General features: G+C 66.6%; 14 protein-coding genes and 1 pseudogene. 12 read left to right on the top strand and 3 right to left on the bottom strand.

Translation table 11 applies throughout. The annotated features are described in order from the left end of the window. From ndk to TY51_RS17235, 4 genes are all read left to right on the top strand, one after another. Window positions 1-374, top strand: a 374-nt coding sequence (ndk, locus tag TY51_RS17250) for a nucleoside-diphosphate kinase (RefSeq protein WP_081995205.1), incomplete at its 5' end; no start/stop codon positions are given. Window positions 375-485: 111 nt separating this feature from the next. Beyond that, a complete protein-coding gene (fabD, locus tag TY51_RS17245; protein WP_042251883.1) occupies window positions 486-1,412 on the top strand; it encodes an ACP S-malonyltransferase in 927 nt (308 codons plus the stop codon). A gap of 63 nt (window positions 1,413-1,475) precedes the next feature. After that, window positions 1,476-2,213, top strand: a complete 738-nt coding sequence (fabG, locus tag TY51_RS17240; protein WP_042251882.1) for a 3-oxoacyl-ACP reductase FabG — start codon at window positions 1,476-1,478, stop codon at window positions 2,211-2,213. Window positions 2,214-2,383: 170 nt separating this feature from the next. Next, window positions 2,384-2,617: an acyl carrier protein gene (locus TY51_RS17235; RefSeq protein ID WP_042251881.1), complete on the top strand. Its 234-nt coding sequence runs from the start codon at window positions 2,384-2,386 to the stop codon at window positions 2,615-2,617. Window positions 2,618-2,701: 84 nt separating this feature from the next. Here the strand turns inward: TY51_RS17235 and TY51_RS17230 are convergent, their stop codons facing one another. Then, window positions 2,702-3,520 (bottom strand): sulfotransferase family protein, encoded by an 819-nt coding sequence (locus TY51_RS17230; protein WP_042251888.1) that lies wholly within the window; start codon window positions 3,518-3,520, stop codon window positions 2,702-2,704. Between the two features lie 166 nt (window positions 3,521-3,686). Here TY51_RS17230 and TY51_RS17225 point away from each other — a divergent pair, with 166 nt between their 5' ends. Further along, the gene (locus tag TY51_RS17225) at window positions 3,687-5,264 is read left to right on the top strand and encodes a DUF5928 domain-containing protein (RefSeq protein WP_042251878.1); all 1,578 of its coding nucleotides are present in this window, start codon (window positions 3,687-3,689) and stop codon (window positions 5,262-5,264) included. Window positions 5,265-5,276: 12 nt separating this feature from the next. Further along, window positions 5,277-5,651 carry an HIT domain-containing protein gene (locus TY51_RS17220; RefSeq protein WP_042251874.1) on the top strand — a complete coding sequence of 125 codons (375 nt, stop codon included), beginning with the start codon at window positions 5,277-5,279 and terminating at the stop codon, window positions 5,649-5,651. A gap of 1 nt (window position 5,652) precedes the next feature. On the opposite strand, the gene TY51_RS17215 is transcribed toward TY51_RS17220, so the two are convergent. After that, window positions 5,653-6,576, bottom strand: coding sequence for an ABC transporter ATP-binding protein (locus tag TY51_RS17215; protein WP_042251872.1), 924 nt, complete (start codon window positions 6,574-6,576; stop codon window positions 5,653-5,655). 90 nt (window positions 6,577-6,666) lie between these two features. Between TY51_RS17215 and TY51_RS17210 the strand changes: the two genes are divergently transcribed. Then, complete coding sequence (locus tag TY51_RS17210) at window positions 6,667-6,912, top strand: zinc-finger domain-containing protein (RefSeq protein WP_042251869.1); 246 nt, start codon at window positions 6,667-6,669, stop codon at window positions 6,910-6,912. Window positions 6,913-6,967: 55 nt separating this feature from the next. On the opposite strand, the gene TY51_RS17205 is transcribed toward TY51_RS17210, so the two are convergent. Further along, window positions 6,968-7,150 (bottom strand): DUF2256 domain-containing protein, encoded by a 183-nt coding sequence (locus tag TY51_RS17205; RefSeq protein WP_042251866.1) that lies wholly within the window; start codon window positions 7,148-7,150, stop codon window positions 6,968-6,970. 71 nt (window positions 7,151-7,221) lie between these two features. Here TY51_RS17205 and polA point away from each other — a divergent pair, with 71 nt between their 5' ends. From polA to queE, 5 genes and pseudogenes are all read left to right on the top strand, one after another. Next, the gene (gene polA / locus TY51_RS17200; protein ID WP_042251864.1) at window positions 7,222-10,020 is read left to right on the top strand and encodes a DNA polymerase I; all 2,799 of its coding nucleotides are present in this window, start codon (window positions 7,222-7,224) and stop codon (window positions 10,018-10,020) included. A 167-nt stretch (window positions 10,021-10,187) separates the two neighbouring features. Then, window positions 10,188-10,958, top strand: coding sequence for a transcriptional regulator FnrL (fnrL, locus tag TY51_RS17195; RefSeq protein WP_304413107.1), 771 nt, complete (start codon window positions 10,188-10,190; stop codon window positions 10,956-10,958). A gap of 88 nt (window positions 10,959-11,046) precedes the next feature. Further along, window positions 11,047-11,753: pseudogene (queC, locus tag TY51_RS17190) on the top strand (7-cyano-7-deazaguanine synthase QueC). Further along, window positions 11,753-12,106, top strand: coding sequence for a 6-carboxytetrahydropterin synthase QueD (gene queD, locus TY51_RS17185; protein ID WP_042251861.1), 354 nt, complete (start codon window positions 11,753-11,755; stop codon window positions 12,104-12,106). Before queC ends, queD begins: the two are co-directional and overlap by 1 nt. Then, window positions 12,103-12,810, top strand: a complete 708-nt coding sequence (queE, locus tag TY51_RS17180; protein WP_042251856.1) for a 7-carboxy-7-deazaguanine synthase QueE — start codon at window positions 12,103-12,105, stop codon at window positions 12,808-12,810. Before queD ends, queE begins: the two co-directional genes overlap by 4 nt. Window positions 12,811-12,860 lie beyond the last annotated feature (50 nt).

Genomic DNA, 12,860 nt, shown 5'->3' with positions numbered 1-12,860 from the left:
GCAACCTGACCGGCAAGATCGCCGCCAAGTTCGAGGATGCCGGCCTGCGCATCGTCGCGTCCAAGCGCATCCACCTGTCGCCCGCCCAGGCCGGCAAGTTCTACGAGGTCCACAAGGACCGTCCCTTCTATGGCGAGCTGGTCGAGTTCATGGCCTCCGAGCCGGTCGTCGTTCAGGTCCTGGAAGGCGAGAACGCCATTGCCAAGAACCGCGAAGTGATGGGCGCCACCAACCCGGCCAATGCCGACGAAGGCACCATCCGCAAGGAATTCGCCCTGTCGATGGGCGAGAATTCGGTCCACGGTTCGGACGCCGCCGACACCGCCAAGGAAGAGATCGCGTTCTTCTTTTCGGGTCTGGAACTGGTCGGCTGATCGGGTCCACCGACCTTTGAGTTTTGAAAAGGGGCCCCCGGTGGCCCCTTTTTCTTTGCGCCGCCAGCGGCTATGCCCGTTTGCAACGCAATGATCACAGGGGGGACCGCCATGCGGGCATTCGTGTTTCCGGGGCAAGGCGCCCAGACCATCGGCATGGGCCGCGAGCTGGCCGAAGCCTATCCGGCGGCGCGCGCCGTCTTCGACGAGGTCGACGAGGCATTGGGCGAACGCCTGTCCGCGCTGATCTGGGAGGGGGACGCCGACACGCTGACCCTGACGCAGAACGCCCAGCCCGCGCTGATGGCGACGTCCATCGCGGCGTTCCGCGCGATGGAGGCCGAGGGCCTGACCATCGCGGACGCCGATTTCGTGGCCGGGCATTCGCTTGGCGAATATTCCGCGCTGTGCGCGGCCGGGTCGCTGACCCTGGCCGACACCGCGCATCTGCTGCGCCTGCGCGGGCAGGCCATGCAGGAGGCCGTGCCGGTCGGCGTGGGCGCGATGGCCGCGATCCTGGGCCTGGACTTCGAGACCGTCGACCGCATCTGCCGCGAGATCGGCGGCGACGAGGTCGTGCAGGCGGCCAATGACAACGATCCGGCGCAGGTCGTGATCTCGGGGCACAAGGGCGCGGTCGAGGCTGCGGCCGAGGCGATGAAGGCCGCGGGCGCCAAGCGGGCGCTGATGCTGCCGGTGTCGGCGCCGTTCCATTCGGTGCTGATGCAGCCCGCCGCGGCGGTGATGGCCGACGCGCTGGCGGGCGTGGACATCCAGCCCCCCGCCGTGCCGCTGATCGCCAATGTCCGCGCCGAGGCCGTGACCGAGCCCGGCGCCATCCGCCGTCTGCTGGTCGAGCAGGTGACCGGCACCGTCCGCTGGCGCGAGTCGATCGCCACGATGGCCGAGGGCGGCGTGACCGAGTTCTGGGAGATCGGCGCGGGCAAGGCCCTGTCGGGCATGATCAGGCGCATCGCCAAGGATGTGACGGTGCGCAACGTGGGCGCCCCTGCAGACGTGGTGGCGCTGAAGGGCTGACGGGCGGACCGGGGCGCTGCCCCGGACCCCGGGGGTATTTGGACAACGAAGAAGAGGCTTGGGATGTTCGATCTGACGGGAAAGACCGCGCTGGTGACCGGCGCTTCGGGCGGGATCGGCGGCGCGATCGCCGAGGCGCTGCATGCGGCGGGCGCTGTGGTTGCGCTGTCCGGCACGCGCGAGGCGCCGCTGCGCGCGCTGGCCGAAAAGCTGGGCGACCGGGCGCATGTGGTGACCGCGAACCTGGGCGATGCGGAATCGGTTCTGGCGCTGCCCAAGGCGGCAGTCGAGGCGATGGGGTCGATCGACATTTTGGTCAACAATGCGGGCATCACCCGCGACAACCTGTTCATGCGCATGTCGGACGACGAATGGGCGCAGGTGCTGGACGTGAACCTGACCAGCACCTTCAAGCTGTCGCGCGCGGTGCTGCGCGGGATGATGAAGGCGCGGTGGGGGCGGATCGTCAACATCACGTCCGTCGTGGGGGCCACCGGCAATCCGGGGCAGGGCAATTATGCCGCCGCCAAGGCGGGCGTCGTGGGCATGTCGAAATCGCTGGCCTATGAGGTCGCCAGCCGCGGGATCACCGTGAACTGCGTGGCACCCGGTTTCATCGAGACGCCGATGACCGACAAGCTGACCGACGACCAGAAGGGCAAGATCCTGACCCAGATCCCCGCGGGCCGCATGGGCAGCGCAGAGGAGATCGCGGCCGCGGTCCTGTACCTGTCCAGCCCCGAGGCCAGCTATGTCACCGGGGCCACGCTGCACGTCAATGGCGGCATGGCGATGGTCTGATCCGGCGTCCGCGGCAGGGATTGCGCGCACGAAACCGTGCGAAATCGGTTGCATGAGGGTTCATGGGTGCTATATCCCCGCCTTTAGCAGCAGGGGAACCGCCCTGTGCTGAACCGGACCCCGTGTCCGTGCAAAACTTGGGCGGATGCCCGCGAGAATGAGGATATGACATGAGCGATATCGCTGATCGCGTGAAGAAGATCGTGGTCGAGCATCTGGGTGTCGACGAGGACAAGGTGGTCGAATCCGCTTCGTTCATCGACGACTTGGGTGCCGACAGCCTCGACACCGTCGAGCTGGTCATGGCGTTCGAGGAAGAGTTCGGGATCGAGATCCCCGACGATGCCGCCGAAACCATCCAGACCGTCGGCGACGCGGTGACCTTCATCAAGGGCGCGGTCTGATCCACGCTTTTGGCTGCACTCCGGTGCGGCAGACTTGCGGCGCCCCCGAAAGGGAGGCGCCGTTTTTCATGGCCGGTTGCCGGATCAGCGGCCCAGCTTGGCGTGAACCTCGTCCAGGTCGACCTCGCCCAAGGGCATCTTGTTGTCCGGGTTGTCGAAGTCATAGCGGAACAGCCGGAAGTCGTCCTTGTAGATCTCCCAGATCAGGTGCCGCGACAGGTCGTCGAAATAGTCGCTGACCTTGTGCGCGCGTTTGGGGCCGTGACCTTCGGACTCGTTGAACCGGGGAACCTGGTCAAGGTCGATCGCGACCTTGGTGTCGGCGGCGGCCAGCACCTTGGCCATCCCGTCGTTGAACGCCTCGGTGAAGAAGATCTGGTCGTAGCGCCCGCCGTTCACGATGAAGGTCGAGATATGGCCGGACATGGCCGACCAGTGGATGTCGGGTTCCATTGGCTTGCGGAACCGGACGGTGTCGCGCGCGAACAGCAGAAATCGGCGAAAGCTGGCGATCTGGTCGAATTCGAAGCCGTTGTCCGGGCTGCCCACGTCGATGCCGTAACGCTGCACCAGCTGCGGGACCAGGTTGCCGCGGTAACGGCGGCCGTTGCGCTGGATGCCCGCGATCTTGTCGAAGAACGACGACAGCAGCCGGGCATAGGGGTTGCGCACGCAGGTGAAGGTCACGCCCGACCGCGCGCGGACCGCCCGTTCGATCGGGTCGTGGCTGTGGTCCTGGGCCCATTTGTGCAGCCCGTCGGTCGAATCGTGGATGTCCCCGTCGAAGAAGCGGCCATGGTCGGAATGGAACATGATCTGGCCGATCGTCGAACAGGCGCATTTCGGCACCACCCGATAGATCAGGCTTTCGCTTTCCGTCATCCAGACACCGGGGAAACCCATCGTGACATCCACTTCGCTTGCGTTCAACGGGTGACAGGCCGTGTCGTCGGGCCGTCCTGCTTGTCCCACCGACAAAAAAGGTTACACATTCAAACCAAAACCCGCAGACATATTCAACGCCTTACGTCGAAATGAACCTATTTGGCCCCGGGGGACCGCGCAACGCATGGCACGCATCGCCTTCATCCTGCTGATGCACAAGGACCCGCAGGGCGTCATCGATCAGGCCCGGCGCCTGACGGCGACGGGGGATTTCGTGTCGATCCATTTCGACAAGCGCGCACCGCGGGCGATGTTCCAGCAGATCCGCGATGCGCTGGACGACCATCCCCGCGTGACCTTTGCGGCACGCAGGCGCAAATGCGGATGGGGGGAATGGTCGCTGGTCGCGGCCACCCTTGAGGCCCTGCGCGCGGCCGAGGCGGCATTTCCGCAGGCCACGCATTTCTACATGCTGTCGGGCGACTGCATGCCGATCAAGTCGGCGGAATTCGCCTACAATTATCTGGATGCCGAAGATTGCGATTACATCGAAAGCTTCGACTTCTTCACCAGCGACTGGATCAAGACCGGCATCCGCAAGGAACGGCTGATCTATCGCCACTGGTTCAACGAACGCAGCCACAAGGCGCTGTTCTATGCCATCCTGCAGCTGCAGCAGCGGTTGGGGCTGACGCGGCGGGTGCCGGACGATCTGCAGGTGATGATCGGGTCGCAATGGTGGTGTCTGCGCCGCCAGACCGTCGAGGCGATCCTGGACCTGATCCGCGCCCGCCCCGAGATCGTGCGGTTCTTCAGCACCACCTGGATCCCGGACGAGACGTTCTTTCAGACGCTGGTGGCCCATGTCGTGCCGCGCCAGCAGATCCGCACCCGCACGCTGACCTTCCTGATCTTCAGCGATTACGGGATGCCGATCAATTTCCACAACGACCATTACGACCTGCTGCTGCGCCAGGACTATCTGTTCGCCCGCAAGATCAGCCCCGAGGCGCTGGAGCTGCGCGCCCGGCTTGGGGCGCTGTGGCAGGCCACGGGTCAAGACTTCACCATCGCGGCCGAAGGGCGGCGGCTGTTCAGCTTTCTGACGGGCCGGGGTCGCATCGGCCGTCGCTTTGCCCCGCGGTTCTGGGAGACGGACGGCAGTCTGGGTGCCGAACGCGTGGTCCAGATCGTCGTGGCCAAGAAATGGCACATCGCCAAGCGGCTGACCGCGGCGATCCGCGCCGCCACCGACATCCCGGCGGTCGATTACGTGTTCAACGAACAGGACGCGCACCTGCCCGACATGGGCGGCGTGGCATCCAGCGTGGACAAGCGCGAGCGGCATCGCCGGGCACTGGTCAAGCTGATGTTCGAACAGTTCGACAGCGACCGGCTGGTGTTCTGCGTCGATCCGTCCGCGGTCAGCCTGATCGCCGATTTCGACGCCGACCGGTCGCAGACGCGGGTGCTGTTCGTGGACAGCCGGTTCGACGATGATTACGTGCGCGGCCACATGGGCCGGGTCGGCTTGGTCAGCCCCGACGCCCCGCCCGAGATCGTGCACCGCCTGCTGCCCATCGTGCGCAACGACCTGGAGCACGAGGCCGACCGCCTGAAGGAGGCGGGGTTCCGCCATCTGGCCACCATTTCCGAATCCGCGGGGCCGGACCGCAACGCCGCGGCGCTGGCCGCGTTCCTGGGGGTGCCCGAGCCGCAGGCCCGCGCCCTTGCGGACACCCCGCATCTTTTTGCCGACTGAAGGAAGAGTTTCATGGCCTATGACGACAGCAACATTTTTGCCCGCATCCTGCGCGGAGAGATCCCGAACGACACCGTGGCCGAGAACGATCACGCGCTGGCATTCCGCGACATCGCGCCCAAGGCGCCCAGCCATGTCCTGGTGATTCCCAAAGGCCGCTATGTCGCCTTCGACGATTTCGCGGCCAACGCGTCAGAGGCCGAAATCGCGGGCTTCATGCGGCTGTGCGCGCAGGTCTGTGCGATGGAGGGGGTGGGCCTGGATCAGGGCAACGGCTTCCGCGCCATCACCAATGCCGGCCATGACGGCGTGCAGGAGGTGCCGCATTTTCACCTGCATATCATGGGCGGGTCGATCATGGGACCGATGATCGGCGCGCGCGGCTGACCTAGTCGCGGGTCAGTTCGACGAACACGTCCTCGAGGTCGGGCTGTTCGGCGGCCACGTCCAGGATGGGAACGCCCGCGGCGCGAACCGCGTCCAGGATCTGGTCGGCGCGCAGCCGCGACGGGGGATAGGTGATCGCCAGCCGCCCGTCGGGCCGCGTTTCCGGGCGCGCGCCCGCGGGCAGGGGCGGATGCGGGACGGCGCCGCCCGTGTCCAGCACCAGCGTCTTGCCGTCGGTGCGCGACAGCAGGTCCTGGGTCGACTGGCGGACCACCACCTGGCCGTGGTTGATGATGGCGATTTCGTCGCACATCTGTTCGGCTTCCTCCAGGTAATGCGTGGTCAGGATGATCGTCATGCCCTGTTCGTTCAGGCGGCGGACGTTCTTCCACAGCATCTCGCGCAGGGTGATGTCGACGCCCGCGGTGGGTTCGTCCAGCACCAGGATATGCGGGCGGTGGACCAGCGCCTTGGCCAGAAGCAGGCGCCGCTTCATGCCGCCCGACAGGCTGCGGGCATAGGAATTGGCCTGCGCGGTCAGGCCCACCAGCTCCAGCAGTTCGTCGGTCCAGCGTTCGGATTTTGGCACGCCATAGAGGCCCGCCTGGACCTCCAGGCTGGCGCGGGGCGAAAAGAACGGGTCCATGTTCAGTTCCTGGGGCATGACCCCGATGGCGGCCCGCGACTGGCGCGGGTTCACGTCCTGGTCGAAGCCCCAGATGGACACCTTGCCGGCGGTCTTGTTCACCAAGCCGGCCAGGATGTTGATCATCGTGGATTTGCCGGCCCCGTTCGGTCCCAGAAGGCCGAAGATGCTGCCGGCACGGATGGTCAGGTCGACGCCCTTGAGCGCGTCCTTGGCCGGGGCGTTGCCTTGGGCGGCATAGGTCTTGCGAAGACCGCTGATCTGGATGGCGTCGGGCATGGGGTGATCCTTGCAGAGCTTGCGAAGGCAGGCGGCGCTGCGCTAATGGGGTTAGACCAGATGATGCACGCCGCCACAAGAAGGCCAGCCATGACGCAGCACGTGACGCCCGAGACCCCCCTGTCGACCGAAACCGGGCCAGAGGCCACGACCCGCCCCGCCCCCGTGACCGAGGTGGTGACCCGCTGGCGCGTCAGCTGCGACGGCGACGACGGGGTGGGCCTAGGCCATCCGCGCGTCTGGCTGGCGATCAGCCCGGACATGGGCTTTGTCGATTGCGGCTATTGCGACAAGCGGTTCGTGATCGACCGCGATCACGCGCACGACGACCACTGACCAGCCAGGATCGTCCCGACCCGCGTCGGTTTGCCGCCCCCCATCGAGGGGGCCGTCAAACCGGGGCGGCCTTGCCGCCCGGCGCGTCCCCGCGGGTCTTGCCCTTGCCCCGGCAGCGGTCCGAGCAGTAGCGGACGTTGTCCCAATCGCGTTCCCATTTCTTGCGCCATGTGAAGGGCAGCCCGCAGGCGGCGCAGATCTTGGTCGGCAGGTCGGATTTGCGGCGCATCTTGGGCATGTGGGCATCCTGCTGGAAGATCGGTCCCGGTCGTGGCACAAGGCGGCCCTGACCAGCAAGGATAGGTGATCATGGGCGAGCGTTTCGGCAAGGGCTGTCATCTGCATCTGATCGACGGATCGGCCTTCATCTTTCGCGCCTATCACGCGCTGCCGCCGCTGACGCGGAAATCGGACGGGCTGCCGGTGGGCGCGGTCGCGGGGTTCTGCAACATGCTGTGGCGGTACGTACAGACCGATGACGGGCACACGGTGCCGACCCATGCGGCCGTGATCTTTGACCATTCGTCCAAGACCTTCCGCAACGAGATCTATCCTGCCTACAAGGCGCAGCGCCCCGAGCCGCCCGAAGATCTGCGCCCGCAATTCCCGCTGACCCGCGACGCGACCCGCGCCTTCAACATCGCCTGCATCGAGACGCAAGGCTATGAGGCCGACGACATCATCGCGGCCATGGCCTGTGCTGCCCGCAACGCCGGGGGCACGGCCACGATCATCAGCAGCGACAAGGACCTGATGCAGCTGATCGGCGACGGCGTCGACATGCTGGACCCGATCAAGAACAAGCTGATCGACCGCGACGAGGTGTTCGAGAAGTTCGGCGTCTATCCGGAACGCGTGGTCGATGTGCAGGCGCTGGCCGGCGATCCGGTCGACAACGTGCCGGGCGCGCCGGGCATCGGCATCAAGACCGCCGCCCTGCTGATCCAGGAATACGGTGACCTGGAGACGCTGCTGTCCCGCGCCGAGGAGATAAAGCAGCCCAAGCGCCGCCAGACCCTGATCGACCATGCCGACCAGATCCGCATCAGCAAGCGTCTGGTGCAGCTGGATTGCGACACGCCGCTGGACATGGCGCTGGAGGAGCTGGAGGTGAAGGCCCCCGATGCCGACCGCCTGCTGGCCTTCCTGTCCGAGATGGAGTTCCGCACCCTGACCAACCGCGTGGCCGAAAGCCTGGGCGCCGAGGCCCCGGCCGTGCAGGCGGCCCCGGCCAGCGATGCGCCCGCCGCGCCGGAACCGTCTGCGATCGACCGGTCGGTCTATGAGACCGTCACCGACATGGCCGCGCTGGAGGGCTGGATCGCCGCCATGCGCGACGCGGGCCAGGTGGCCATTGACACCGAGACCACTGGCCTGGACGAGATGCAGGCCGATCTGGTCGGCATCTGCCTGGCGGTCGCGCCGGGGCGAGCATGCTATGTCCCCATGGGCCATGTGGCCGGTGGCGACGATCTGTTCGGCCAGTCCGCGCGGGTCGAAGGACAGCTGGACCTTGCCGCCGTGCTAACCGCGCTGAAGCCGGTGCTGGAGGACATGTCGATCCTGAAGATCGGCCAGAACCTGAAATACGACTGGAAGATGCTGGCCCGCCACGGGATCCGCGTGGCCCCGGTCGCCGACACCATGCTGATGTCCTATGCCCTGAACGCGGGCACGCACAATCACGGCATGGACGAGCTGGCCGAACGCTATCTGGGCCATAAGTGCATTCCCATCAAGGAGCTGATCGGGTCCGGCAAAAGCCAGATCCATTTCGGCCAGGTCGCCATCGACAAGGCCGCGCCCTATGCCGCCGAGGATGCGGATGTCACGCTGCGCCTGTACCAGCATTTCGCGCCGATGCTGCCGGTGGAGAAGGTGTCCACCGTATACCACACGCTGGAACGCCCGATGATCCCGGTGCTGGCGCAGATGGAGATGACGGGCATCCGCATCGACACCGATGTGCTGAAACGCATGTCGAACGTGTTTGCGCAAAAGATGGCCCAGCTGGAGGATGAGATCCACGGGCTGGCCGGGCAAAGCTTCAACATCGGCAGCCCCAAGCAGTTGGGAGAGATCCTGTTCGACAAGATGGGTCTGGCAGGCGGCAAGCAGGGCAAGACCGGGGCATTTTCCACCAGTGCCGACGTGCTGGAGGATCTGGCCGCCGAAGGGCACGACCTGCCCGCGCGGGTGCTGGACTGGCGTCAGATCAGCAAGCTGAAATCGACCTATACCGACGCGCTGCCCACCTATGTGAATGCGGAAACGGGGCGGGTCCATACCAGCTATTCGATCACCGGGGCGCAGACGGGGCGGCTGTCCTCGACCGAGCCGAACCTGCAGAACATCCCGATCCGCACCGAGGAGGGCCGCCGCATCCGCCAGGCCTTCATCGCGCCGGAGGGCTACACGCTGGTCGCCTTGGACTATAGCCAGATCGAGCTGCGCATCCTGGCGCATGTGGCCGACATCCCGGCGCTGAAGCAGGCGTTCCGCGAGGGGATCGACATTCATGCCATGACGGCAAGCCAGATGTTCGGCGTCCCCGTCGAGGGGATGGACCCGATGATCCGCCGCCGTGCCAAGGCGATCAACTTCGGCGTGATCTACGGCATCTCGGGCTTCGGGCTGTCCCGGAACCTGCGCATCCCGCGGGCCGAGGCGCAGAGCTTCATCGACACCTATTTCGAACGCTTCCCGGAAATCCGCGCCTATATGGACAAGACGGTCGCGGATGCGAAGCAGGACGGCTATGTCACCACCCTGTTCGGTCGGCGCATCAACACGCCGGGCATCAACACCTCGGGGCCCGCGGCAGGGGGCGCGCGGCGCGCGGCGATCAACGCGCCGATCCAGGGGGCGGCCGCCGACATCATCCGTCGCGCGATGATCCGCATGCCGGACGCCATCGCCGACCTGCCCGCGCGGATGCTGCTGCAGGTGCATGACGAACTGGTGTTCGAGGTGCGCGACGACGCGGTGGACGACCTGATCGCCCGCGCGCGCGACATCATGGAGGCCGCGCCGGAGCCGTCCGTGCAGCTGTCGGTGCCGCTGGTCGTGGATGCGGGGCAGGGGATGAACTGGGCCGAGGCGCACTGACCGCGCAACGCCACCCGGTCGATCGGGTTGACGGATCGACCGGGTGGCGTGGCAGTTCGTCGAACTGTGTCGCTGCGGAAGGGCCAGTGTATCGACCGACCGGGTATCGAACGATCCGGTTCGTCTTGGTTGCGCAACAGGGTGCTTGCGCCTATCGTCGCACCATCATGCAGGCACCCCCTTCGACCCAGATCGAACCATCGACCGCGATGCATGGCGGCATGCGCTGCGGCGATTGCCCCATCCGCTATCGCGCGGTCTGCGCGCAATGCGAGGGCGAAGAGCTGGCCGTGCTGGAGCGGATGAAGTTCTATCGCAGCTTCGAAGCGGGACAGCCGATCGTCTGGGAAGGCGACCGGATGGATTTCGTGGCCTCGGTCGTGACCGGAGTTGCCACGCTGACCCATGTGCTGGAGGACGGGCGCACCCAGATGGTGGGCCTGCTGCTGCCAAGCGATTTCCTGGGCCGGCCGGGGCGCGACCAGGCGGCCTATAACGCCACCGCCGCGACGGGGGTGGTGCTGTGCTGTTTCCGGCGCGGGCCGTTCGACCAGATGATGCAGCGCACCCCGCATCTGGCGCACCGCCTGCTGGAGATGACCCTGGACGAGCTGGACGCGGCGCGCGAGTGGATGTTGCTGCTGGGGCGCAAGACGGCGCGGGAAAAGATCGCCTCGTTCATCGCCATCATCGCGCGGCGTCAGGCGGCGCTGCAGAAACGCCGCCCCGCGGGCCGTATCGCGCTGGAGCTGCCTCTGACGCGCGAGGCGATGGCCGTCTATCTTGGCCTGACCATCGAGACCGTCAGCCGCCAGATGACCGCCCTGCATCGCGACGGCGTCATCGAGATCGCCGGCAAGCGCGGCGTGACCCTGACCGATTACGCCCGCCTGATCCAGGAATCGGGCGGGTACAGCGACGGCGGCAAGGCCGCCTGAAGGCGGTGCTTTTCAACCCGCCCGGCCTCTGCTAACAGGCGCCTTCCCGGTCGCAGCCTACCCGGGTCACAAAAACAAGGGTTCAAACATGCACACTGCACTTGTCTGCTCGGGCGGGCTGGACTCCGTCTCGCTTGCCCATGTTCTGGCGTCCCAGGGGCGCCTGGCGCGCATCGTCAGCTTTGATTACGGCCAGCGCCACCGCAAGGAGCTGGATTTTGCCCGCGCCTGCGCCACGCGGCTTGGCGTGCCGTTTCACCTGGTGGACCTGTCGGGTCTGGGTGCGGCACTGTCCGGATCGGCTCTGACCGGTGATCTGGCCGTGCCAGACGGCCACTACGCCGAAGAGACCATGCGCGTGACCGTGGTCCCCAACCGCAATGCGATCATGCTGACGGTGGCCTTCGGCATCGCCGCGGCGAATGGCGACGCGGCGGTGGCGGCGGCGGTCCATGGGGGCGATCACTTCATCTATCCCGACTGCGGCCGGGGTTCACCGACGCGTTCGCGGCCATGCAGCGGGCGGCGCTGGAGGGCTATGCCGATGTCTCGCTGGACGTGCCCTTCGTCCACCGGACCAAGGCCGACATCGTGACGGCGGGCGCGGCGGCGGGCACGCCCTTTGCCCAGACCTGGTCCTGCTACAAGGGCGGGGCGCGCCATTGCGGGCGCTGCGGCACCTGCGTGGAACGGCGCGAGGCGTTCCACCTGGCGGGCGTCGCCGACCCGACCGATTATGACGATGCCGATTTCTGGCACGCGGCGGTGGCTGTCCATGCCGCGGGGGGTGCGTGATGTTCCGCATCAGCAAGGAGTTTCACTTCAGCGCCTCGCATCGCCTGGACCATCTGGCACCTGATCATCAATGCGCGCGGTTGCATGGGCACAATTACATCGTCGTGGTGGAATTGGCGGCGGCCGACCTGAACGCCGACGGCTTCGTGCGCGATTACCACGAACTGGCGCCGCTGAAGGCCTATGTCGACGGGACGTTCGACCACCGGCACCTGAACGACGTGCTGGACGTGCCCTCGACCGCCGAGAACCTGGCACGGCATTTCTTTGACTGGTGCCGGGCGCGCTGGCCGGAGACCAGCGCCGTCAAGGTCAGCGAGACGCCCAAGACCTGGGCGGAGTACCGGCCATGAAGCCGCTGCGCATCGCCGAGATCTTTGGCCCCACCATCCAGGGAGAGGGCGCGCTGATCGGCCAGCCGACGGTCTTTGTCCGGGCGGGGGGGTGCGATTACCGTTGTTCGTGGTGCGATTCGATGCATGCGGTGGACAGCGCCTATCGCGACACCTGGGCCGCGATGCAGACGGCCGAGGTCTGGGCGCAGGTGCGCGACCTGTCGGGCGGGCGGCCGTTGACGGTGTCGATTTCCGGCGGCAACCCGGCGATCCAGGATTTTGGGCCGCTGATCGCGATGGGTCGGGCCGAGGGTTACGGATTCGCGCTGGAGACGCAGGGGTCGGTGGCGCGCGACTGGTTCGCGGACCTGACGCTGCTGGTGCTGAGCCCCAAGCCGCCCTCCAGCGGCGAGACGCCGGACCCGGCGGCCTTCGAGGCCTGTCTGGCGGCGGCGGGGCGCGCGCGGACGGTGCTGAAGATCGTCGTGTTCGACGATGTCGACTACGCTTGGGCGCGCGATTGGGCAGGGCGGTATCCGGACCTGGACCTGGTCCTGCAGCCGGGAAACCCGGAGGTGGACCAGGACGTGGCCGTCGCGGCGCAGGACGTCGCCGACCGGCTGCTGTGGCTGGTCGACAAGGTGATGGCGGATGGCTGGTTCCGGCCCCGCCTGCTTCCGCAGCTGCATGTTCTGCTGTGGGGCAACAAGCGCGGCGTCTGAATTGCGTCCCGCGACGGCGGGGGACTGGCCGTCCCCCCGCACCCCCCTGC

The organism is Paracoccus sp. PAMC 22219 (genome assembly GCF_000787695.1).
GTDB lineage: Bacteria > Pseudomonadota > Alphaproteobacteria > Rhodobacterales > Rhodobacteraceae > Paracoccus.
Note: the sequence above shows the minus strand (reverse complement) of the source record. Positions and strands in the feature narration are given on the sequence as shown.